The sequence below is a fragment of the Oscillospiraceae bacterium genome, from assembly GCA_022483045.1.
Classification (GTDB): Bacteria; Bacillota; Clostridia; order Oscillospirales; family Acutalibacteraceae; genus Caproicibacterium.
This window is the reverse complement of the sequence record JAKVOA010000001.1, coordinates 129,370-152,928: the sequence shown is the minus strand read 5'-3', so window position 1 is coordinate 152,928 and position 23,559 is coordinate 129,370. Positions and strand designations below refer to the sequence as shown.

Genomic DNA, 23,559 nt, shown 5'->3' with positions numbered 1-23,559 from the left:
AGACAGAAACGATGGCTTTTTTATTGTAACGTAAAAAGGCGATCCTTTGCAACTTCACTCTCCACATTTTTACAAGTGCGGACTTTTTACTGTACACTTTATTTTCTATATAAATGAATCTGTTTTCTTTAAAATCAAAAGACATTTTAAAAGGTAAATTGTAAAATCGAATTGAACACATAAAAAGGTCCATGGTGAATGGACTCATCTGTTAGAATAAAGTTACCACACAAAACTCTGACAGAAGGGACCAAACGCCATGGAATATAGTCATTCTATCATAATCTCGGCAGAACGCAAGCGTGGACAGCACCTGGGAGCAGAAGAACGGGGAGCAATCCAACAACTAAAAAAGCTAGGATATTCAAACAGAGCCGTCGCCCGGATGATCAATTGCAGCCCATCAACCGTCGGTTATGAGCTGCAGCGCGGAACGCCTCCTTATTGCGGTCACGGTCGCAGGCCCGGATACACTGCAAAGAGAGGAGCCGCCGTATACTGTGCGAACCGCAGCCACTGCCGCCGCACCAGAAGCATACCAAGAGACTCGGCCTTCCTTCGCTGGACAGCGGAGCAGGTGCGTGTGCATAAATGGTCGTTCGATGCCTGCGTAGGCCATGCAAGGAGCAAAGGCTTGTTTCCCGCAGATGAAATCTCCTGTACCAAAACACTCTATAACCTTCTTTGGAAAGGCGAAATAGTGCTTACGCCCTTTGATCTTCCTGAGGCTCTGACAAGGAGAAAGCGTGGGAACCCCCGCATTTCCAAACGTTTGAACGGCAAAAGTCTGGATGAACGGCCGGCCGAAGTGAATCAGCGAAACACCTTTGGCCACTGGGAATCGGACACGGTGCTTGGACGAAAAAAGAAAGGTGAGCCAGTAGTGTTTACCATTGTGGAGCGATTGACCGGCTACTGTCTCGCCTTTCGGGTAGATGGGAAAACAACGAACGGAATCGCCGATGCTATGAGGCAGTTGCACGACCAGTTTGGGGAACGATTCGGCGAGATATTCCGCAGTATTACAACGGATAATGGCAGTGAATTCGCAGCTTTTTCTGCATTTGAGGCATTGGGAACTACCGTCTATTTCGCACATCCTTATTCCGCTTGGGAGCGGCCAGTAAATGAGCGTACAAATCGTGTCTTGAGGCGTTTCATACCTAAAGGGGTGTCCATTCAAAACTACTTTAATGAAGCTGTCCAAATGTTTGCAGATGAGATAAACGCACTGCCGAGAAAGCGGCTTGGTTACCTCGCACCAGAAGAACTGTTCGATGCCCAACTTGACTTGATTTGTGCTCGGCCATGACCCCACACTTTTATTCTTTCTGAGTGTTCAATTTGTTATTGCAATTTTCGAGACATTTTAAAAGTACTGCAGTCTTTATTGACTTCCTATCCCTAAAAGAATATAAAAGGAGATAAAGAAGCAGGAAAGGGCGAAAACCAAAATGGAAAGTAATACACAGTTGCAGGACAAGGCCCTGGCTATTTTCAGGGCCTTGCTGCAGGTGAACAGCACAAATCCCGGCGGCAGCGAAGAAAATATGGTACACTGCATCTTAGCGCTGCTAAAAAAATACGGCGCGCCGGCCACTGATAAGCAGGTACAGATTCTGCACCATACTGCCGGGCGAGCCAGCATGGTACTGACACTGCCGGGGCAAAGCTGTGGAAAATCAGTCGGGTTTGCCGGCCATCTTGATACGGTTCCGGTTAGTGACCCCGCCAACTGGCGCTGCGGCCCATTTTCAGGCACAGTGAACGGCACCGCTGTCACAAGCCGCGGCGCGGCAGATATGAAAGGCGGGCTGACCGCCATGCTTTTGCTGTATCTTTCTTATGCTACAAATAGACAAAAGCCACCGGTGACTTTGCGTTTTTATTTTACTGCTGATGAAGAATCCGGCGGCTTAGGTGTGTCTGCGCTTCGTGATGCTGGTGCTTTTGACGGTCTGTCTTTTCTGTTTATCTGTGAGCCGACCGCCTGTACGCCGGGTGTCTGCGAAAAGGGCTGTATGTGGACAAAAGCCAGCGTACACGGCAAAAGCAGCCACGCAAGCATGCCGCAAAACGGAATCAATGCGCTGGAACTCGGTACAGACTTTTTAAAGGAAGCACAAAAACGGATTTGTGCCTGTGTACCTGTGCATCCCCTGCTGGGGAGCAACACATGCTGCATGACCGCCGTTTCTTCTGGTATAAAGATAAATATGATACCCGACTTTGCCGATTTTTCTGTTGACACACGCTTTCTGCCAACCATCAGCAGCACTTCCCTAAAAGCAATCTTTGAACAGTCGGCCAGGCAGGCAGAGGAAAAGCAGCAAGGACTGCAGATTCATCTGCGCTATTTTAACTGCCGCGAAGCGCTGGAAACAGATTCTTCCCACCCCGGCGTTTCCGCAGCCGCCGTGCTCTGCCGCCAAGAGGGCAGCAGTTCGGCACGCAGCGGCGTGCTTTTTTACACGGACGCTTCCCTGGTATGTCCCTATAAGCCAAAGCTGCCATTTCTCATACTCGGCCCGGGCAATCCCGCTCAATGCCACTGCACAAATGAAACAGCTGACTGGACTGATATTGTCCGCGCATTTCATGTTTACCGCAAATGGACCGATACCTGCGTCAGCTTCCTGTAAAGCGTGCATCGACGATAAAAAAACGTTCCCCTCTGCTAACGAATGGGGAACGTTTTTTATATGCCATTGTTTCACAGCAGGTTATGCTTGCTCGACAACCTGCAGCTCTATAGGTGAAACGTGCATACCGTTTACGGGCACAAAGTCCTGCGAGCAGGACGTAGCGGCAACCAGGCAATTTTTCAGTGCCTTTAGTTTGACATAATCACCCGGTTTGGAAAGCGGTGGTTCGATAATATAGTCGCCAGTTCCATCCATATGGTTGTTCATAAACCAGTTGATTGGATCAGGAAGCAGCTCAGGCACAAAATGGTACTGCTTGAGTGCGTTCATCAAGTTATCGTGACAGTTCGGATGATTTTCGACACCAAAGTCTACTTTATACCTGTAGTAGTCACACGCCGGAAAGAAAAAGTCGTGAACACCAACTGTGTCTGCTACCAGCTGCATCATATGCTCCCGATAATTGCTGTACAGGAAGTCGCCGACTTTCAACCGAATACTTGACAGAGACGAGCGCATATGCACCGGCGAAACGTGTTCGCTCAGGTCATCGAGGTTAAAACAAACGAAGTCGCTGACCTGCTGACCCTCTACATCAATTAAATAAAGTTCTTGCCCAGCCATCACCTTTACTGCACCGCCGGAGTAAGCTGGAATAAACACTTTTTCTTTAAGCTTCTGCATTTTGTTGAGCCCCCTCATTTATCATGATTAACAAATTGCCACCGCACGAACTGGGCTGCCTGTGCCGCCACGGATTTTAAGTGGCAAGCCAATATACAAAAATCGTTTCTGCGCCACTTTATCTAAATTACAAAGATTTTCTGTATTGAGCATTCTGTACTTGCGGCAGATAAGGTGGCCGGAATATTTCTGATCTTTTGGGTTATCGATAGCGGGTGCGTCAATTCCAATGTTGACGACACCCTGCCGCCCCAAAAACTCCGCACCGGAAATATCCAGACCGGCATAGCGCGTCTGCCACTCTGCCTTACCGTAACTTCGGTTGTAGTGCCCAGTATACAGCAGCACAATATCGCCCCTGTTGATTTTCAGCGAAGAGCGCTGCAGCGCCTTGGATAGTACCTGCTCTGTAATATATTCATCCGGCGAAACAGAGGAAACATCCAGACACAGCGCGCTACCAAAACAAAGCGCAAGATTGGTTTTTTCAATGGTAGCGCCGTTCGGGTCAAACTCGTACAGGGCATCTGTATGTGTTGGGCCGTGCTCGTTAATCAGCAAGTTATTTGTACTGAACGGAAATCCATATCTTTTGATGCTTTCTTCATGCGTCATGTTTTTAAAGATAAAGGTTTTCTGATGCATGGGAAAGACCGACATGCCCTCAAAGATTTCTTGTGTAAGGTCAATGATTTGATAACCCATGTTTACATTTTCTCCCTTTCCCCGGAAAGCAGAACCGGCAGGATTTTACCGGAAGCTACATCGACAATGCCTTTGTCGGTCAGTTTCCATTTAGGGCTTGTAGCGAGTGACAAAAAGGACAGATGCATAAACGGCGAAGGCAGTGTGCACCCAAGCTCTGTCTTTGCTATTTCGTTGAGCAGACGAATTTTTTCAGCTACCTCGGCACCAGTCAAAGCATCCGTCATCAGCCCGCCGATCGGCAGCGAAAGGTCACCGGCAACACGCCCGTTTTTCACCAGGGCAATGCCGCCACCCATGGCAATAACACGGTCGGCCGCCATTTTCATATCTATATAATTCGCGCCGCACACCAGCAGATTGTGCGTATCGTGTGCAATGCTTTGAGCGATGGCCCCAGCTTTTAGTCCCATTCCCTGTACAAATCCGTGGGCGATTCTTCCGCTGCTGCGCCCGTGGCGCTCTATAGAAAGCAACGGCAAAACATCCTGCTGCGTTGAGGGAACCAGAAAGCCGTCCTGCACAGGGAGCTCTGCCTCTAGGGCATCTGTCAAATTTTGCTCCGGAATGACTTTAATGACGCGCACACGTTCACTGCTGTGGCCGGAAGGTACTTGTAACTGCTGTACAGAGACCCGTGGACATTTCATAGTGTTCTTTACCGTATCGGGATATTTCCACCTTGGCAAATCCAGCAGCAGTTTGCCGTCTTTTGCCGCCGTTTTTCCAGCAACGTAAACCTCATCCACACGCATAGCGGCAAGGTCGCTAATGACACAGATATCAGCTGCACGGCCGGGTGACAGCGCACCGATTTCTTTTTTTCCATAGTGTTCCGCAGGATTGATGGTTGCCATCTGAATTGCTTCTACAGGGTCTACGCCACAGGCAACCGCCCGGCGCAGGATTTCATCTATATGGCCCGCTGTCAGCAGATCTTCTGCCACCATATCGTCAGTTGCAAAAGCCAGATGTCTAGAATCCATGCCATCTTCCGTAATAACACGGATGCATTCTTTCATGTTTTTCTGCGTAGAGCCTTCGCGCATAAAAACTGTGTAGCCGCAGCGCAGTTTTTCGGCGCACTCTTCTTTTGTAACCGTTTCATGGCAGGAGGCGTGGCCGCCGCAAAGGATGTTGTGCGCAGCAAGTTCCGCGTCACTCAGTCCGGGCGCATTGCCCTCGACAGACTTGCCCCGTTTCTTCGATTCCAACACAGAAATCAGCATATCGTCAAGCAGCGAAGACGCATACGCATAGACAGGCTTTACGTTGCTGAAACCCTGCATTTCACCTAGGCCGCACACCAGCGAGTCATCGAGCAAGCCTTCAATGTTTTGACTGTTTATCTCTCGGCCCGGGGTTTCAAGGCCCGGTAAGTCCGGTACCAGCGCTGGAACTGTAAATAGCACGCGGTTTGGCAGCGTGCGCGCTTCTTTTATCATTTCCACTATACCATCTACCCCGAGTACATTGCCAATTTCATGCGGGTCCGCAAAAACCGTTGTTGTGCCTGTTGGCAATGAAAGACGGGAAAACTCCGTTGGCGTCAGCATAGAACTTTCAAAATGCATGTGTGCATCTATAAAACCCGGGCTTAGAAATTTCCCCTCCACATCCACCACCGTTGTCTTTTGTCCAGTTAAAAAACTGCAGTCACCGACATACAGAATAAATTCATCCTTTACCGCGACATCTGCGGGGTAGATTTCTCGTGTCAAAACATCAATCACATTACCGCCATGAAAGACGAGATCTGCGCTGCCGCCGCCAAGCAGTGTGTCTATCATCCTGCGGCGGCGAATGGCCTTTTTTTCTTCTGACATATCCATTTTCAGCCGTCCTTTCTCGCTTCATAGCAGTCAATTTTATCTACAATGCCGATAATGGCCGCATCCACCGGCATATCCCTGTCCGAAAAAGCGCGCGTTGCAGCATATCCCTGTACATAGAGAACTGTTTCGCCAACGCCGGCACCCACTGTATCAACCGCTACTATTTTTTCGCCGGCGGGGTGCAAATACGCATCAACGGGCTGTGTAATCATTAGCTTGCTTCCTGTCAGTTTTTCGTCTTTCCGGGTTGCCACAACCTGGCCAATTATGATACCCAGATTCACGGCGCTCCCTCCTTCACAAGTTCTATTTTCTTTTCCCGTGCAGTATCCGCTGCAAGCGGTGTAACAACTGCACTGTCAGGCAGCGCAGCCACGCGGCTGCCTGACTTGAAAGCTTCAAGGATATCTTTTTCTGTCACAATCCTATTCTGAAGCTGAAAAGGGGCCGCCCGCTTCTGCTGCAGATTTAATATGTTCTGCATGTCCATCGTTTGAAAGCCCAAAAGCGCCGCCTGTTTCCTTTGCTGCAAAACCTTTTTCAAAAGCGGAGATGTTCCCCGCGTATTCGTCTCATTTTCCGGACCTAGCGCAGCCGGCAAAAGGAGAACCGGTTTTTTCGAACAAAGCGCCGCGCGCAGAAGGACCTCGGCCGGTGACTGTGTTTTTGCCGCAAGCAAATGCCCCAACATTTCTGTGGGCAGCAGCGGCACAAGAAAGCAGTCATACCTGATAACAAGGTCTTCCGGGGCTTCTTCCCTGTTGTCCGCCCCGCCAGGTACTATTTCATTAGATGCTTCTTCTGTACACAAGCCTATCCCGCCGCTCCATTTGCTTACAAGGGTACGCAGTGCGTTTTGTGCGACTTGGCGCCCAAGTGCCTTTTCGCACCAAATAATCAGCAGGCGCATCGCTGATTACTCCCCAACGGAATCGGCAACCGGCTTCAGAATGCAACGCTCCACTTCTGTATGTGGGCGGGGAATAACATGTACGGAAATGACTTCTCCAACACGGCGCGCCGCTGTAGCGCCTGCATCTGTAGCCGCTTTTACAGCACCGACATCCCCGCGAATCATAACCGTAACTAAACCGAAACCGATTTTTTCATAGCCGGTAATGGTAACATTTGCGGCTTTTACCATAGCATCTGCCGCTTCAATGGCACCGACCAATCCTTTTGTTTCAACCAAACCCAAAGCTTCATTCATTTCAGTAACCTCCAATAATTTGTATGATGTTTTTAAAATTCCAAAGAGCCGTGATACATACCGCTTAAAACCTTGTCATCAAGATTCGGGATGATGTCCGTTGAAACGGTACGCCCAACACGGTTTGCCGCAATCTCGGCCGCCTCGACAGCGGCCTTTACGGCAGCCACCTCGCCGACCAGATAAACGGTTGTGCCAAGCGACCCGCCTGAACCGATTGTTTCCTCAATCCGCCGAATGGAAACGGCCGCTGCTTTTAAGGCAGCATCCGCTGCACTGATTGCCGTGCCAAAGCCAAACGTCTCTACTAGCCCCAGCGCATGCTGTTTTCCCATATTCACTTTGCCTGCCTCCTATTTCTGACATTATTATCTGCTATTCTTCCGATGCTGCATAAGCTGCAAAGCCTGCTGCAGCTCCTGCTTTTCACCGCCAAGCAGCACCCACTGCCTACCCGGAAAAATTTCGAGTGTCGACTCGGGGTGCGAGTGCCAGTAATCATTCATTTCCGGCAGCAGCATCGGCAAGCTGCAGTTTTCCAGCGCTCCGACGCAGCCCGAGCCCAAACACAGCCTGCGGCGAAGCATTTCCGTGGGTGCCTCTGCAAAAAGCGGCATATTGCTCGAAAGCACCCGTGAGAAAGTCGCCGCTGCTTTCTTTACCTGTTCTGTGTTTCCATAAAACTGAAAAAGGAATGGTTTGCTTTTATCCGCTTGCCAGTCAATCTCAATCTTTAATCCCGTGACTTGTGCAGAAGCGGCATCAGCCGCGAAAAGCTGCCGAAGCGTACAGACATCGGACGCTGCAATGCCAACAGAGCTGTTTTGAGGGCAGTAAAGGCCCAACAGGCGCAGCGTGCGCTTTTCCGGGTGCTCAAGAACCGCCACCCGTGTTTCATTTTGCTGCACGTTTGCCTGTACATGGCAGGTACAAGGCGCTTGCGGTATTTGATTACTGTCTTGTATGCCCAGCGGAAACGGCCCCTCGGCTGTTTTTGTTAAGCCGTCAGCGCCCTGCACGCCCAGCGGAAACGGCCCCTCGGCTGTTTTTGTTAAGCCGTCAGCGCCCTGCAAACCCAGCGGAAACGGCCCCTCCGCTGTTTTCGTTAAGCCGTCAGCGCCCTGCAAACCCAGCGGAAACGGCCCCTCCGCTGTTTTCGTTAAGCCGTCAGCGCCCTGCACGCCCAGCGGGAACGGTCTTTCTGTGCCTGCAGCAGATGAAAGTGCTGCCTGGCACAGATTCGTACTGCGCTCAAAAGCTGTTGCAGGTTTCTTTGCCTGCAGCTGAGGCAATTTCAAATCAAAAACCTGCAGCCGCTTTCGGCTGCTTTCCCGCTGGTAATTGGGCCGTGCAAGCGCAGGAAAAGGCATCTGATTTTTGGGACCCGTCGCCTTGTCTGCAGTCGGCTGCAAGATTTGATCAACCATTTTTTCAACAAACTGATCCATCAGACTTCACCGTCTTCCTCTGTGTTTCCGGGGAACTCTGCGTCAAGGTACTGCTGCAGTTCAATATGCGGGTTGGGTATAACATTCGTACAAATAATGTCCCCGCCCACTTTCTGTGCAGCAGCCAATCCGGCGCTGACCGCAGAAGTAACAGCGGCAACATCCCCCTGCACCAAAATGGCCATATGCCCGCCGCCCGGAACCACCACTTGGCGAACACTGACACGGGCATCTTTGCACATAGCATCGGTAGCCTCTACTGCAGCAGACATTCCTCTTGTTTCTACAATTCCTAATGCTGCCATTTGGCAACACCTCCTTCTTTTTTACGAACCGTGCTTTATACCTAAAGGTAATCTTTCAGCTGGATAGACTCTTCACCCGGAATATGCGTTGTACAAAAGCGCTCATCCCCAAGTGGGCAAGTTGCATCCATTCCCATTTTGGCAGTTGTACCAGTAATACAGTGTGAAGGTTCGAGTGGTGAACCACCACAGCCGGGGATGATAAACACATCTCTGTCTGCCTGCAGCCGTGTGGCCACAGCCCACTCAACACGCTCCGCGTCACAAATATCGATATCTTCATCTACAACGATTACCTGCTTTAAATCTTTGTCAGAAGCAAAAGCCGCAAGAGCAGCCTGCTTTCCATCAGAGGGTAGGATTTTGTGTATCTGCACAACCGCATGCAGGCGGCCAAGCGTTGGCGGCGTGATGTATACTTTTCGCACCCCGGGGACCGTTTGGCGGATTGTACTGAATAAGCTCACTTCGCGGCAAATGGCCATGGGCAGCTTTTCCTCGAAACCGGAGGGAAAAATACCCTGCATGACCGGGTTGTCCCGGTAAGTCAGAGCTGAGAACTCTACAATCGGCTGCTGCGAAACGCCACCGTAATAGCCCCCCATCTCTCCGAATGGGCCTTCTGTCGCTTTTTTCCAGCCGACCACACGCCCTTCCAGCACCATTTCTGAGTCTGCTAAGACATCCACATCAACGGTTTTGCACCGGACAACCGCAAGCGGCTGCCCAAGCAAAGCGCCCGCGACATCCAGTTTATTGCAGTCATACAGGTGCGTACTCAGCTGAGAGGCAAGAACAACCGCAGGAACGACACCAAACATGACAGCAACATCCAACTTTCGGTGCTGCGCTTCACAAATCTGAAACTGCTCTTTCATCTCATGTGAGGTAATCAAAATGGTTGCCTTGTTTTGACCAAGGTACTGCATTCGGCGAATGGAAGTATACAGCCTGTCCCCTGCCAAATTGTGTACTGCCAACATACCCGAAACCAGAAAGGGAGCACAGTCCTTTTCGTTGTAAGTAAGTACCGGCATATACTGTCCGATCGAAAAAGGTGCACTGACGGTATTTTCCTGCACAGCCGCCTGCTTTACTTGTGTAACCGGTACGGGGTGCAAAATGGCCTGCGCAAGCCTTGCGTTGAGTTTCTCTACATTGCAACCTATGCTCGTAGCAAGCAGTTCCCGCGTTCCACCCATTCCGCACGCCATAGGACACGGGCTGCCCTTTATTTTTTCAAAAAGCATTGGCCGCCTGCCCTGTGTTTTTTTCATAAGCGCAGCTGTTTCATACTGCTGTGAAACCTCTTTGCGGATATGCAGCAGTTTGCCAGAAGATTCCTGCTGCGCAAGCAGTGTTCTGAAATCAGGTATGGCCAATGAATTCTCCTCCTTTCCACTGCTGCGGATTTTCTGTTTCAATGCCAAATTGACCGATAATGCGCAAAACGATCTGCTGCACCAGCTGCCAAATTTCGGTTGGCCGCGCGTAAAAGCCGGGGGAAGCGGGAAAAATACAGGCTCCGGCCCTTGCAAGCCGTGTCATGTTTTCCAGCTGAATCACATTCAATGGGGCCTCTCTGACCAACACCACCAATTTGCGCTGTTCCTTGAGCGTGACAGAAGCCATTCGTGTCAAAAGTGTCTGTGCGCTTCCGCCCGCCACGCAGCTCAGGGTATTCATAGAACACGGTGCAATTACCATTCCGCTCAGCGGAGCCGATCCACTGGCCACATCCGCAAACAAATCATCATCTCGGTAAAGATGTGCATACGGAGCAAGTGCTTCCGGACCAATTCCGCACTCATACTGCATCACTTTGGCACCCATATCAGACAGCACCACGGCAACCTGCACCCCGTGCTGTGCCAACGCACGCACAAGCGCATATCCGTAAATGGAGCCACTGGCGCCGGTAATTCCTACCGCAATTCTCATTTCCCTTTTCCCTCTTCCTGCGGTTTTTCTTCTAGACAGACCACAGTGATCGCGGTTTCCCTTTTTGCGTCATAATCTCGCAGCAGGGAACCCACATGCATATCGGTCTGCTCCTGCAGCTGCCTGCGCAACCGTTTTTTAAATTCCAAAAACAGCGCATAGTCAACGGACTGTTTTAAGTCCTTATAATCATTCTCCAAGACCTGCAGTGCACGTACACGGTTATGCCGTGTTCTAAAAATAATCATGTCATCCACAAAAGCAATGCGAAGCTCGTTAACGCCAAATCCGTAAATTTCTTGATTGACGCTATTGTAAATTTTAAAAAGTTTTCGTTTGAATTCCTGTGTAGTGTATATACCTGTCAATACAGTCACTTCCTTTCCAAAAGTCAAAAAGGGACAATGGTATCTCAAAATTGAGCAGACACCATTGTCCCGAATTGCAGGTAAAAACAAAAGTCGCTATGGGAACCAGCCGCATCCTTGCGGAGAATGCGACTAAGTACCCCATAACGACTTTTTTGCCAACGTAAACGCTGAGAAAACAAGACTTACAGTTAACTTTATAAATTAGGATATACCATAAATGGTACATTCCCTTTTGCTTATTTCAAAAATAAGTTTGTTTTAGTATACTTGCAACGCAAACAGTTGTCAAGCATTCTTCCCCTTTTCACAGAAATTTCAAAAATCTGTTTCGCGAAAATTCAGGCAAGGCCGCTGCCACCCGCTGCACAGCCAGATTTTAATCCCGCACCACACATGGTAATCAGGCAGTCGTGTGTTTTCCCATACAGCGCACAGTAGTGTTTATAAGCCGCATAGTTTGCTGCTGTCGTGTATTCGCAGTCAATCCCCTGCAAAGCCAGCTCTGTCCGTGCCTTTAAAATACTGTCTTCGGGTGCATGCACAAAGCGCACATCGTATTTTTCGGCATACCGCAGAATTTCTTCGCCGCGCATTGGCCTGCCGATAGCGATTCCCTCTGCCATTGTCGGCAGCGGGGTCACTTGGCGGGGTTTTTTCTCTTTATGGGCAGCTGCTTGCAGCAGTGGGTCACAGCACTCGCTTTGCAGAGCGATTACCTGCGGCATGTGGCTAATGGCACCGCTTCTGTACAATTCCTCCAGTCCTTTAAAAATACCGAGATACAGGGTACCGTTGCCGACAGGCACCACCAAATTTTCCGGAATGCGGTGCAGTTGCTCAAAGACTTCATAAATATAGGTTTTTGTCCCCTCATAGAAAAACGGATTGTAGACATGGCTGGCATAATAAGCGCCCTCTTTTTTCACCTTTTCCCGGCAGACATCTGCGCAGTGGTCACGGTTGCCCGACACCACGGTTACCTCTGCGCCGTATGCCTTTATCATACCTATTTTTTGCGGTGACGTACCCTGTGGCACAAAGATTTCACAGGTAATGCCCGCTCTTGCGCAATAGGCAGCCACGCTATTGCCAGCGTTGCCGCTGCTGTCCTGAATAACTTTTTGGACGCCAATGGATTTGCAGTGCGAAATGAGGGCCGCCGCTCCTCTGTCTTTAAAAGACAGCGTCGGCATAAAATAATCCATTTTCAGCAAAACATCGTCATTAAAATGAATAATCGGCGTCATACCTTCTCCAAGCGTTATGCCTTTCCAGCTGTCATCTTCCAACGCCATGAAGTTGTGATAGCGAAACATGCCCCACAAGTCTTTGTCGATTTCCCTTTCTGTGAAAGCCGGCGGCGTGAATTCCAACTGCCAAAGTCCGCCGCACGCGCAATTTGGCATGCGCGTAGAGACAGGTACGCGCTTTCCGCATTTGGTACATACAAAATTCATATCTGCTCCTTTTCCCCGGTTCCCTGTTTTAAAGCTGCAAATTCTTTTTTAACCGCATCCCGGAAGGCAGCATTTACGATGTATGAGGCTGCCGTCATTGCCATGGCTTTTGCCGCGTTCAGCATAGCTTCATATGCCTGTGATGAATCCGCGGCCATGCGAAATTCCGGTGTATGGCCGACTAGGTCAGCAGGGCCGATTTTCATGTATGCGCCAAGAGACGGGCAGACATGACTGACATTTCCCATATCCCAGCAGTAATGCTGAGAATCCGCCTGTACTGCAGAGATATGCATCTGCTCAAGCGCCTCTTTCCAAACCATCCCTATTGCGTGGTTTGGAGCCATATCTTCCGTTGGAAAGCTGCACAGGTGCATTGTGCAGTTGCATCCGGTAACAAGCGCTGCCGCATTACAGCAGTCTTTTGCCTTTTGCAGCAGACCAGTTAAGTCTTTTTTAGAGGAAGCGCGTACATTGATTTTCATATGGCAATCGTCCGGAATCGTACCCGGCAGCGCTGCGCTGTCTGTGATAACCGGGTTTGCTGTCATGCCCGGCAGAAACTGCTGTCGCAGTGCATTTAGATTATTCACCGTCAGCATACCGGCTGTCAGTGCATTGATTCCTTTTTCCGGTGCACCACCCGCATGGGCCGCGCGCCCCGTAAAATGGACTTCCAAGTTTGCGCCGGCACACAGCCGCCGCTCAATCACATTTGTTCCATCCGCATGCGCAATCATAGCTAGGTCAGCATGGTCAAACAGACCGGATGCAACAAGCGGTACTTTTCCACTGCCGTTTTCAACGCAGCCGCCTTCCTCCGCTGGGCTGCCCACAACTGTTACAGATGCCTTGATGCCGCTGGCTGTCAGCCACTGTGAAAGTGAGGCGGCAGCGCCAACCGCAGAGCAGCAAAAAAGGTTGTGCCCGCACGCGTGCCCAAGCCGCGGTAGGGCATCATACTCGGCGACAAATAGAATATGGAACGGACCTTCTCCTTTTTTCGCGCAAAAGGCAGTGCTCATTCCGGCAAGGCCCGTTTCTACAGCAAACCCTCTGCCTTTTAGCAGCTTGCACAACAGAGCCGATGCATATGTCTCTTGATAGCCCGTTTCCGGATGCGCCCAAATGCTGTGAGAAGCCTCCCGCAGCTCTTTTGCCTGTGCCTCCACAGATTCACAAAGCATATGTACCATTTTAGCATCCATGTCTGACAACCTCCAGTCCTTTTGAATCATAGAGAGGATCCCTGTACAAATCCGACAATCATTTTGATAAGAAGCAGAAAAATGACAATAAAGATGATGGGCCGAACAAATTTAGAGCCATATTTCAGTGTACATTTTGAACCGAAATAACCGCCAACGACTGAGCAGCAGGCACCCGGTACTGCAAGTTGCCACAGCACTTTTCCACCCGCTATAAAAGTAAAAAGTGACGCAAGATTAGAAACCAGATTGACCACCCTCGCGCTGCTGCAGGCCGTAATCAGATCGTAGCCAAGAAGAGCTGTCATGGCAAGAATTAAAAACGTACCTGTTCCCGGACCAAAGAAACCATCATACATACCCAAGAGCAAACCGATGAGAAGCGCGCGCGGGTAGAGCTTCTTATCGGGCAGACCGTCATTTTTATTTGAAGCTTTAAGGCTGTTTTTATTTAGCAGCATAAACACAGCCGCTGCCGGAAGCACAAAGATTAAAATAACGCGCAATACATAGTCACTTAAAAACAATGCCAGCCTAGCCCCGGCGACCGCGCCGACCAGCGCACCCGCCGCTGATACCGCAGTGGCGTTACCCGGTACTTTTCCATGGCGAATATACTGAGAAGACGAAAGCAGCGCAGCCATGCCAGACGTAAATTTATTAGTGCCGTATGTAAAATGGATAGGAACACCAACAAATAAATACGCCGGAATAGAGATAAGGCCGCCGCCCCCAGCAGATGAATCTACAAAAGCAGCCAAAAAGAGCATGGGACAAAGGATCAGATAAGTCTCTGCGGAAAAATGCACAGGCGGTTTCCTCCCATTCTGTTAAGTTAAAAGGCAAATCAGAGCAGCGGCGGGATAATCCCCTCAGCGCCAGACAACAGCAGCACCAGCAAAAAAGCGCGTTGCGGCCCAAGGAAAGACTGCCGCGGCAAAAACCACTCTGAAAAAGAATGTGTACCGCCAGCTTTCCCCCCACAGTCTAATGTTACCGCAGGAATTCCTAAACAAATGGGAATGTTGCTGTCCGTGCTGCTTGGGGGCTCCAGACGCGGCGTCAGGCCGACCGCTTTTGTCGCGCATGCAGCAGCCACAACAATATCAGCATCAGCCGGTTGTACACCACACGGCCGGCTCCCAATTTCTTCTACTTTCAGTTGAATTGACTTGCTCTTCCAGCGGCTATTTTCGTCCTGCGCGGCACTTTTTAGGCATTTCTGTACTGCCTGCTCAAGTTTGCTCAAATTCTGCGGATTCTCTCCGCGCAGGTCAATCTGCATGCCGGCTTTTGCCGCAATAGCGTTCACCGCAGAGCCGCCTTTTACCGTGCCCACCGTAAAGGTTGTGCCGGGCAGAGAAGGCAGCTCGGCGATTTTTGCGATTGCGCGCCCAGCGGCGTGCACTGCGCTGGGCCTGCCAAAATTGTACAGGCTGTGCCCACCCGGGCCCGTATAGGTAGCCTCGTACCGCTTGCTGCCCATGCCCAGATAAGTAATAGCAGCAGGGTCCATAAAGCCATCCAGTGAAACAAAACCGGAGATTCCTTTTGTATGCTGAAAAATATGCCGTACACCGCGCAGGTTGCCTGTTCCCTCTTCGCCCACATCCCCGCAAAAAACGACTTTGCGCCATGTCTTGATTCCGCTGTACTGCAATGCACGAGCGACCGCTAGTACCTCTGCTAACCCGCGCGAATCATCTACCAAACCCGGAGCGTGCAGCCGGCCCTCGGCTCTTTTTACTCTGGTATCGGTTCCCTGGGCAAAGACGGTATCCAAATGCGCCGCAATCAGCAATTTCCCATCATTTCCGCAGGCACTGCTGCCCAGGACATTGCCTGCGGAATCTTTATGGATCTCCTGCAAACCGATTTGCTGCAGCTTACCAAGAAAAAAATCCGCACGCTGCTGTTCATGAAACGGAGCGGCAGTAATTTCGCAAATTTCAATTTGTTCCTGTAAGGTATTCTCATCCCAAGCCTGCAGCTGCTTTAATGTCTTTTGTACGGCAGGCGCGGTCAACAGTACGCGGCACCGCTTTGCTATTTCATGTTCAATCATTTGTTATTCCTCTTCCAAAAACAGGGGCACAATATGCCCGCCCTGTACATCCACCAATCCGCGGTCTGTCAATTTAAGTGCTGGGCTGACAGGTAGACTCACCGTACACAAAGACATAATCGGATTTTCATGCTGCCAGCCCAAAGCGCGCAAAGCCGCTGTGGCACAGGCCACCTTCCTGCCGACTTGCTCAGCCGGCTCCTCTGAAAGGATACCGCCCACTGCCAACGGAACAAGCTCCAGTACCTTCCCATCCCTGACGACACAGATCCCCCCGCCGTTTTTAATAACCATATTGGCGGCGAGAGCCATGTCCCGCTCATCTCTGCCGACAACAAAAAGGTTATGATGGTCATGCGCGTAACTAGTTGCCGCTGCCCCGGCGTGCAGGCAGCTGCCGGTCAACAGCCCCATACCAACACGGCCGCTGCCGTGGTGGCGCTCAAACACTGTACCTAAGCAGAGCTGAGAATTACTTTTCCAGTTTAGGCGGCCCTGTGTTGCAGGCAGCCGCACAATCTGTTCTTCTGTAAAAGTAGTTCCCGGCTGCACGGCTATGACGCGGCAGTGTACTGCTTGGCTTCCTGGGGGTGTGAACACAAGAAAATCCTTTTCTGTGCGCAGAGGCAGGTGTACGCTGTGATAAAATCTTTCCGGAAAGAAGTGACCAGCAGCTTTATTTTCCTTTTTGTTTTCTTTTACAAGCACACCACGCTTGTACACCTGTTTCACTCGAAACTGCCGCAAATCATCCAGCAAAAGAAAATCTGCAAGTTTTCCGGGTGCCACTGAACCACGGTCGCGCAGATTCATACGGGCGGCAGGCGAGGCACTGGCGGCGTAAATGGCATCTTCCGGCGGCATACCCAACGCGATTGCTTTCCGCACCAGCCGATTAAGATGCCCTTTCTGCAGTTGGTCCGCCATAACGTCGTCTGTAACAAAGCAGAAATGCCCGCCCACCGGATTTTTTACGCAAAAATCAATGATTTCCTGTGTAAGCGACTTTTCTTGAATCTCGACGAACATGCCGTTTGCAATACGCTCCCGCATGCCCTGCGGTGTCTGTTCTGTATGGTCAGAATCCACCCCGCAAAACAGGATGCGAGCAAGCGCAAGTCCCCTGAAGCGCGGGCAGTGACCCTCAATAATTGGCATATTGCGTTCTCGCTGCATAGCGGCTACCATTTGGGCAATGTGGGAATCCGGATACTGTACCAGAGTGCGGCAGTCCATAACCTCTCCTAGACAAAGCACCCGCGGGTCCTGAAGCAATCGGTGCAAATCCTCTGTTCCGATTGTTCCGCCACTGGTTTCCAGAGCTGTAGAGGGCACAGAACTGGGTATTCCGTAAAAAATATCTGCGGCACATTTTTGAGAAAGGGCGAGGAAAGACAAAACACCATCCATGCCAAAAACATTCGCAATTTCATGCGGCTCCGCCACACAGGTGGTTACACCATTTCGCAGCAGCATCTCAGAAAATGCAGGCGGGGTAATCATAGAGCTTTCAATATGTAAATGTATGTCAATCAGACCCGGCACCAGATACTGGCCGCCACCGTCGACTGTGGCTTTCGCTTCTATTTGATTCAGTGCCTGTGTACCTACATATAAAATGCGCCCCGCACGCACGGCAACAGCGCTGTCATAAAAGTGCTTAAAGGCACTGTTAAAGACTTTCACATTTTTTATCAACAGGTCAGCCTGCAGCATCCACTTTACACTCCTTTTTGGGCCGGCTTTTACATCAGGCAATCGACTTCAAGCCCAGCGTTTTATCTACAATCAACATAATGACAACCGTGACAAGCATTAAAACTGTAGACAGCGCCGCAACGGTCGGATCAAAGTGATACTCGACATAGTTGAGCATAGAAATCGGCAGTGTCGTCACGCCAGGCCCGGAAAGAAAAACAGAAAGTGGGACATTGTTAAAGGAATTTACAATTGAAAGGATGCACGCCGCCAGTATGCCGGACTTGATATTTGGAAGGACTATTCTGCAAATCACAACAGCGCGGTTTGCCCCCAGGCTCATTGCCGCCTCTTCTACAGAGGGGTCAAAATTACTTAAGCTGGCGCAGACGTTGCGCATAACATAGGGAATAACAAGCAACGTATGGCCGACAAGCAGACTTAAAAGGACCGGAAGATTAAACTGTACAATGATATAGCGCATGAGAATAAAGCCCATTACAATGCCCGGAACCAGAATCGGCGACTGAAAAATAATATTCATTACTTTCTTGCCCGGAAATGAAAAGCGGCTAAATGCATAAGCAGACGGCACACCGATAAGCAGTGCAATCACTGTTGCCAAAATGGCTATCTCGATGCTGACCGCACAAGCAGGCAGAAAGTTGCCAACCTCTAAAATATTTTGGAACCAGTGTAGTGTAAAACCTTTGGGCGGGAATTGCAGATATTCCTCTGTGCCAAAAGAAGCGCCCGCAATGATAAACAGCGGACCAATCAGAAAAATATAAACCAGCGCGGTAATAATACTAACAAAATAATTGTGTTTCAATTTTACGGCCTCCTTATGGGCATCATCTTAAAAATCGGCTGGCAAAAAGATTACCAGCCGATTTTTAAGTCTATCCGTTATATTGCCCTATGCCTTTTGCAGCACATATCTCTGCAGCGAAAACAGCAAAGAGCTTTTAGGGCACCTGGCAGATTATTTCCCGCTCTCGGTATTTAAATCTTTGTTCCAAAGGTCTGTCCATGTTTTGCTGTTTTTCATGTACAGGTTCCAATCCGGGTACTGAATGGAATCAACCTGCTTCTGACCATAAGTCATCGACTGGCTTTCCTGTGCTGTCAGCTTTACATCCGAGCGCACCGGTGCATTGCCCGTACCGGCTGCTTCATTTTTCTGCACATCTTTGTCAAGTAAAAAGTCAATGTACTTTTGTGCCAATTCTTTGTGTTTGCTTCCAGAAGAGATGTTGGAAACATTGCAACATCCCCATGTGCCCTCAGAGGGGTCTACCCAAACAAAATCACTGGAAGCCTTGCGAATCGTTGCAGAAGAAAAGTCCTGCAGTACAGCAACCGAAACTTCGCCCTGGTTAAACATGTTAACAACATCGGAAGATTTAGAATAATACTTTACAACATTGGGAGCCATTTCTTTCAGCTTGCTGAAAACCTTGTCTGTATTATCAACAGAGAGCTTGCTGCCAAGCTGATTGGCTGCGATATTCAGCATCATGGGGCCGGTGGTAGTGCTGATGTCGGGAATGGCAATCATGCCCTTTAGGTCAGAGCGCCACAAGTCTTTCCATGAAGTAATCGGTGTTTTCACAGTCTTCTTATCATACATAATACCCATTCGGTTAAAGGTAAAGGCAGGTCCATAATCGCTGCCGTTGGGTGTTTTTGCTTTGTCGTAAATTTTATCCAAGTTGGTTAATTTGCTTCTGTCAAGTTTTGCGATCAGGCCTTTCTGAATCGCCTGCAGTGCATAATAATCGGCAAAGTTTACAACATCATAAGCGGAAGGGTTCTGTTCCAATTTTGCAAGGCGCTCGCCGTTGTTGCCTTCTTCAACCACGACCTTGCAGTTGTACTTTTTCTCGAAAGGCTCATATACATTTTCTTTTTCTTTGTCAGAATTAAAGCCCCAGGTTGAAACGACTAGTGTCTCGGTCGCGCCGCTTTTACTTGCAGAAGCAGTGGCGGATCCCGCAGCGGTGACGGATGCAGCGGAAGAAGCTACTTGGCCGCCGCACGCCGTCAGTGTTGCAGCTGCAAGCAGCGCTGCAGTTGCCGTCATGGTTATTTTGCGGATTTTCATAGTTTTGCCCTCCTAAATATTTCTGAACCCCCAAAAGGGATATCAGTCGTTGGATTTGATTAGAATCATCTTTTCGGGCGGAATAGAAAGCGCTACATTTTCATTGATTTTATGATTTTCTTCTTCTGACTTCACAACCAAACCGCCAAGCTTTGTTTCAATATTATATTGGTACTGCTTACCCAAGTAGGTAGCTACTTTTATTTTACCCTTTACAAGATTCTCGCCAGATGTATCTGCCGGCCGCATTTTTACATCTTCCGGGCGAATACATGCTTTAAAGTGCGTTCCTTCAGCTTCGTCTTTCACCGCAAACACCGACTGGTCCACTGCGCGATATTTTCCCGGAATATCTGCTTTCGTCAGCGTAAAGAAATTTTCAAATCCTACAAAGCGTGCAATAAATTCTGTTTTGGGATATTTATAAATGTTTTCTGGCGAATCCATCTGCTCAATTACGCCTTTATTCATAATAGCTACTTCATCTGAAATAGCAAAGCACTCTTCCTGATCATGCGTAACATAAATGGTCGTAATGCCAAGCTGCTGTTGAATACGGCGGATTTCCACACGCATTTTGATTCTCAACTTTGCATCCAGATTGGAAAGAGGCTCGTCCATCAGCAAAAGACTAGGTTGTATCACCAATGCCCTAGCTAGGGCCACACGCTGACGCTGGCCGCCCGAAAGTTCCTTTGGAAAACGATTTTCATATCCCTTCAGGTCTACCGTTTCCAGTATTTTGGGAACGCTTCTTTGGATTTCGTCCTTACCTATCTTTCTCATTTTTAGGCCAAAAGCCACATTATCAAAAATAGTCATATTAGGGAAAAGAGCGTAGCTTTGAAAAACAAACCCAAAGTTCCTTTTGTGTGCAGGAAGCTTTGTATAGTCATGGCCATCAAACATAATTTTTCCCTCGACCGGCTCTGAAAAGCCACCAATCAGCCGAAGTGTCGTCGTCTTTCCACAGCCAGACGGCCCCAGCAAAGAGACCAGCTTTCCCTTTTCCACGGACAAATGAAAATGCTTTAAAATAATATTTTCACCATATCCGGCAGAAATGTTCTCAAGATGCAGCAGTGGCATCATTTATTCATCCTTTCCTACTCATGACACAGAACTTGTTTTCTGTGCAAGTTTATTGATACACTCTGTTACTGTAACAGAAACGACAATCATAATGACCGCAACGATAGAGGCACTCACCCAATCATTCAGCGACATTGCATTTTGATAAATGAGCGTTGACAAGACCCGCGATTTAGAGCCGCCTAGCAGCTGCGGGGTGGTATATGCGGTTAAGCATCCGCAAAACACAAGCACGCTGCCACTGATAAGCCCCGGGCTGCTTAGTGGAAAGATCACTTTCCAAAAAGCCTTAGTTTGTGATGCGCCCAAACTGCCAGCAGCACATATCAAGTCGTCGTCTATATTTTCCATTACGCCGACCAGTGAAAGAATCATCATTGGCAGCATTAGCTGGATAAAGCCCATAACGATCGAAAATTCATTATAAAGCATGCTCAACGGGCTGCTGATAATATTGGCAGACATTAACGCCGTGTTTATCATTCCTTTTTTCCCCAATATAACCATCCAGCTGAAAGAGCGTACAACGGGGCTGGTCATTAGCGGAAACAGGGCCAGCGCAATATACAGTCCTTTTCTTCGTGTCAGTTTCGAGATAAAATAAGAAACCGGAAAACCTAACAGCGCGCAAACCACTGTACTGATGAGGCTTAGCTTAAGGCTTCGCCAAAAGACTTGTTGGAAGTAAGAATCTTTCAGCATACTGTAATAGCCCTTAAACGTAAACTGTCCCTGGTTAAAGATCGTAGACAACAGCATAGCAAATAGTGGAAGAATTAAAAAAACAACCAGAAATAAAAAGCACGGCAGCAAAAGAATATAGCCATACTTTTTTGTTTTCATACGAATCATTCCTTTCCTTTGGTTAATGTTCATTTAATTTCTAAAACTCTTTGATAAAATCTAATCTAACATTTTTTGGGTACAAAAAAAGCAAAGGCGCCATTTGAATGACGCCTTTGTCTTTTAAAATTGGTTCCATTATTCTTTTTGCAAAAAAAGCCGAGGGACAAAGAAAAGCCGCTATACAGAGGGACCAGCATCTCTAAACGACAGAAACGCTCCCACTCTCCATAACGACTTTTTATTCCACGTATACGCAGAAAAAACAAGTTCCTTTGGAGCAGCACCCTTGTTAATCGGATACATAAAATACATCCGCTTCCCAAACGGTACTACACACATAAATATTTAATTTGTTGGGTCGATTATAGCACACCGTTTTTGCACTGTCAAGCAATAAAGCCCTATTGTTTTGGGACACTCCTTTTTCATGTCTGCCGGTTCAAAAAATTCCTTTGCTTCTCGTGGGTCATTCCAGCAGACAAACAACAGAAAAATTGCTGCGATTTCTGTTCTGCTCTTCCATATTTTGCATTTTCTTCTTTCTCGTTGTATAATTATAGTAAAGAATTTTACATAGAAAAGCAGCTTTTTGTTTTTTAATTCACTGCAGCAGAAAGAAGGAAAAAAGATGATCAACGGACAAGTTCATGTGGCAATCGGCTTTGCAACCGGCCGCATTGGGTTTCAAAATGTTTTGCGCTCCTATATTTATCACCTGCAGGAAACGCATTTTCTCTCTGACCACAACCTGCTTATCTCTTTGTTTGTCGCCTATGACCCCACCTACAGCAACACTACACGGGCCGACTTTGACAACCTGACTGCAGAGGAACGCAAGCCGTTTTATAAGTGCCGCTTTATCGGCCCGGAGGATATCCAAACCGAAAAGGAGCATTTGGTAAAGGAAACGGGCATTCCTAAAGAAGAGATTGACCAGGCTTTTGGTACCGGCTACGCCGTACAGCGAAACATCATTCTTTTTGAAGCGCTGCGGGAAAAAGTAGACGGCCTCATTTTTTTGGACGATGACGAGTACCCGCTCGCCGTAACAGAGTCGGACGGGGCCACCCTGTGGAGCGGACAGCATGTACTGGAAAAGCACATGAAATACCTGCAGTTTTCCGATATCACTTACGGCTACCACTGCGGGTACTTAACCCCGATTCCAGCTATCGAGTTTGACGGCATTCTGCCGGAAAACATCTTTTACCAGTTTACCGATGCCCTTAGCAGTGATGTCCTAAAGCGGCAGGACGTCAGCCGCCTGATTCGCTGCGGCGGTGTCACCTACGCCGACAAGCAGGTCTTGCGCACGCACCAGGCAGAGCTTGTACCGGAAGCCGCCGGTGCCAAATTCATCAGCGGTAGCAACCTTGGCATCAACCTGACAGACCCGGCGCGGGTGCTGCCTTTTTACAATCCGCCGGGCGCACGCGGCGAAGACAGCATCTTGAGCACCTGCCTTGGCAGCTACAACGTCAAACGCATTCCTGTATATACCTTTCATGACGGCTTCTCGTTTTACGGGTCGCTGCTCAAAGGAGTGCTGCCGCTTTCCCTGAAAAAGATAACCATGTATGACTCAAAAGCGGCCAACTCCCGCTTTTACAAGGCCTGCATCGGCTGGGCACGCTACAAGCCACTGTACACCTACCTGACACAGCCGAAAAACTTTTCTGACATCATGAAAAGTTCTCTCGAAAACCTAGACCAGACCCTGCCCTATATCTGCGCTTACTTTAACAACTATGGCTTTGAAAATCTGCGCAAAGATATGCAGCACTACGCGGAAAAAGTGCCGGAACATAACCGGCAGTTTCAAAGCATGAAAAAGACCTGGTCAAAAATTGTTGCACACATCTGCCAATCATAGCTTTATGAAGGCGGCCCCCCGGTACAGATATCCTGTACCGGGGGGCCGCCTTGTTATATATAGGGTAAT

Annotated in this window: 24 protein-coding genes; 3 read left to right on the top strand and 21 right to left on the bottom strand. The window is 49.0% G+C overall.

Annotated elements, in window-relative coordinates; genetic code table 11:
• Positions 1–259 precede the first annotated feature (259 nt).
• Together LKE53_00820 and LKE53_00815 are read left to right on the top strand one after the other, a co-directional pair.
• Positions 260–1,312 (top strand): IS30 family transposase, encoded by a 1,053-nt coding sequence (locus LKE53_00820; protein MCH3971308.1) that lies wholly within the window; start codon positions 260–262, stop codon positions 1,310–1,312.
• Positions 1,313–1,454: 142 nt separating this feature from the next.
• Positions 1,455–2,642: a M20/M25/M40 family metallo-hydrolase gene (locus LKE53_00815; GenBank protein ID MCH3971307.1), complete on the top strand. Its 1,188-nt coding sequence runs from the start codon at positions 1,455–1,457 to the stop codon at positions 2,640–2,642.
• 81 nt (positions 2,643–2,723) lie between these two features.
• Here LKE53_00815 and LKE53_00810 read toward each other — a convergent pair whose 3' ends face one another.
• The 21 genes from LKE53_00810 to LKE53_00710 form a co-directional block, all read right to left on the bottom strand.
• Entirely contained in the window at positions 2,724–3,329 is a 606-nt protein-coding gene (locus LKE53_00810) for an urea carboxylase-associated family protein (GenBank protein MCH3971306.1), read from the bottom strand.
• A 27-nt stretch (positions 3,330–3,356) separates the two neighbouring features.
• The gene (locus LKE53_00805; GenBank protein MCH3971305.1) at positions 3,357–4,034 is read right to left on the bottom strand and encodes a cyclase family protein; all 678 of its coding nucleotides are present in this window, start codon (positions 4,032–4,034) and stop codon (positions 3,357–3,359) included.
• A 2-nt stretch (positions 4,035–4,036) separates the two neighbouring features.
• Complete coding sequence (locus LKE53_00800; GenBank protein ID MCH3971304.1) at positions 4,037–5,866, bottom strand: amidohydrolase family protein; 1,830 nt, start codon at positions 5,864–5,866, stop codon at positions 4,037–4,039.
• Between the two features lie 2 nt (positions 5,867–5,868).
• On the bottom strand, positions 5,869–6,153 hold the full coding sequence (locus LKE53_00795) for a EutN/CcmL family microcompartment protein (protein MCH3971303.1): 285 nt from the start codon (positions 6,151–6,153) through the stop codon (positions 5,869–5,871).
• Positions 6,150–6,779, bottom strand: a complete 630-nt coding sequence (locus LKE53_00790) for a hypothetical protein (protein ID MCH3971302.1) — start codon at positions 6,777–6,779, stop codon at positions 6,150–6,152. The genes LKE53_00795 and LKE53_00790 overlap by 4 nt, the downstream gene beginning before the upstream one ends.
• A gap of 6 nt (positions 6,780–6,785) precedes the next feature.
• A complete protein-coding gene (locus LKE53_00785) occupies positions 6,786–7,079 on the bottom strand; it encodes a BMC domain-containing protein (protein ID MCH3971301.1) in 294 nt (97 codons plus the stop codon).
• 32 nt (positions 7,080–7,111) lie between these two features.
• Positions 7,112–7,414: a BMC domain-containing protein gene (locus LKE53_00780; GenBank protein MCH3971300.1), complete on the bottom strand. Its 303-nt coding sequence runs from the start codon at positions 7,412–7,414 to the stop codon at positions 7,112–7,114.
• A 33-nt stretch (positions 7,415–7,447) separates the two neighbouring features.
• The gene (locus tag LKE53_00775; protein ID MCH3971299.1) at positions 7,448–8,527 is read right to left on the bottom strand and encodes a hypothetical protein; all 1,080 of its coding nucleotides are present in this window, start codon (positions 8,525–8,527) and stop codon (positions 7,448–7,450) included.
• On the bottom strand, positions 8,527–8,832 hold the full coding sequence (locus LKE53_00770; GenBank protein ID MCH3971298.1) for a BMC domain-containing protein: 306 nt from the start codon (positions 8,830–8,832) through the stop codon (positions 8,527–8,529). Before LKE53_00770 ends, LKE53_00775 begins: the two co-directional genes overlap by 1 nt.
• Before the next feature lie 41 nt (positions 8,833–8,873).
• Positions 8,874–10,214 (bottom strand): UbiD family decarboxylase, encoded by a 1,341-nt coding sequence (locus LKE53_00765; GenBank protein ID MCH3971297.1) that lies wholly within the window; start codon positions 10,212–10,214, stop codon positions 8,874–8,876.
• On the bottom strand, positions 10,201–10,773 hold the full coding sequence (locus tag LKE53_00760) for a UbiX family flavin prenyltransferase (protein ID MCH3971296.1): 573 nt from the start codon (positions 10,771–10,773) through the stop codon (positions 10,201–10,203). The genes LKE53_00765 and LKE53_00760 overlap by 14 nt, the downstream gene beginning before the upstream one ends.
• Complete coding sequence (locus LKE53_00755) at positions 10,770–11,141, bottom strand: DUF2294 domain-containing protein (protein ID MCH3971295.1); 372 nt, start codon at positions 11,139–11,141, stop codon at positions 10,770–10,772. Before LKE53_00755 ends, LKE53_00760 begins: the two co-directional genes overlap by 4 nt.
• Before the next feature lie 341 nt (positions 11,142–11,482).
• Positions 11,483–12,601: a threonine synthase gene (locus tag LKE53_00750; protein ID MCH3971294.1), complete on the bottom strand. Its 1,119-nt coding sequence runs from the start codon at positions 12,599–12,601 to the stop codon at positions 11,483–11,485.
• Positions 12,598–13,809, bottom strand: coding sequence for a peptidase dimerization domain-containing protein (locus LKE53_00745; GenBank protein ID MCH3971293.1), 1,212 nt, complete (start codon positions 13,807–13,809; stop codon positions 12,598–12,600). Before LKE53_00745 ends, LKE53_00750 begins: the two co-directional genes overlap by 4 nt.
• A gap of 26 nt (positions 13,810–13,835) precedes the next feature.
• Positions 13,836–14,618 carry a TSUP family transporter gene (locus LKE53_00740; protein ID MCH3971292.1) on the bottom strand — a complete coding sequence of 261 codons (783 nt, stop codon included), beginning with the start codon at positions 14,616–14,618 and terminating at the stop codon, positions 13,836–13,838.
• A 38-nt stretch (positions 14,619–14,656) separates the two neighbouring features.
• The gene (locus LKE53_00735; protein ID MCH3971291.1) at positions 14,657–15,874 is read right to left on the bottom strand and encodes a M20/M25/M40 family metallo-hydrolase; all 1,218 of its coding nucleotides are present in this window, start codon (positions 15,872–15,874) and stop codon (positions 14,657–14,659) included.
• A 3-nt stretch (positions 15,875–15,877) separates the two neighbouring features.
• Positions 15,878–17,590: an amidohydrolase family protein gene (locus LKE53_00730; GenBank protein MCH3971290.1), complete on the bottom strand. Its 1,713-nt coding sequence runs from the start codon at positions 17,588–17,590 to the stop codon at positions 15,878–15,880.
• Positions 17,591–17,624: 34 nt separating this feature from the next.
• Entirely contained in the window at positions 17,625–18,404 is a 780-nt protein-coding gene (locus LKE53_00725) for an ABC transporter permease (protein ID MCH3971289.1), read from the bottom strand.
• 153 nt (positions 18,405–18,557) lie between these two features.
• Complete coding sequence (locus LKE53_00720) at positions 18,558–19,679, bottom strand: ABC transporter substrate-binding protein (protein ID MCH3971288.1); 1,122 nt, start codon at positions 19,677–19,679, stop codon at positions 18,558–18,560.
• Between the two features lie 42 nt (positions 19,680–19,721).
• Positions 19,722–20,768, bottom strand: a complete 1,047-nt coding sequence (locus tag LKE53_00715; GenBank protein ID MCH3971287.1) for an ABC transporter ATP-binding protein — start codon at positions 20,766–20,768, stop codon at positions 19,722–19,724.
• Positions 20,769–20,789: 21 nt separating this feature from the next.
• A complete protein-coding gene (locus LKE53_00710; protein ID MCH3971286.1) occupies positions 20,790–21,614 on the bottom strand; it encodes an ABC transporter permease in 825 nt (274 codons plus the stop codon).
• Between the two features lie 631 nt (positions 21,615–22,245).
• Here LKE53_00710 and LKE53_00705 point away from each other — a divergent pair.
• Positions 22,246–23,490: a hypothetical protein gene (locus LKE53_00705; protein MCH3971285.1), complete on the top strand. Its 1,245-nt coding sequence runs from the start codon at positions 22,246–22,248 to the stop codon at positions 23,488–23,490.
• The last annotated feature ends 69 nt before the right edge of the window (positions 23,491–23,559 follow it).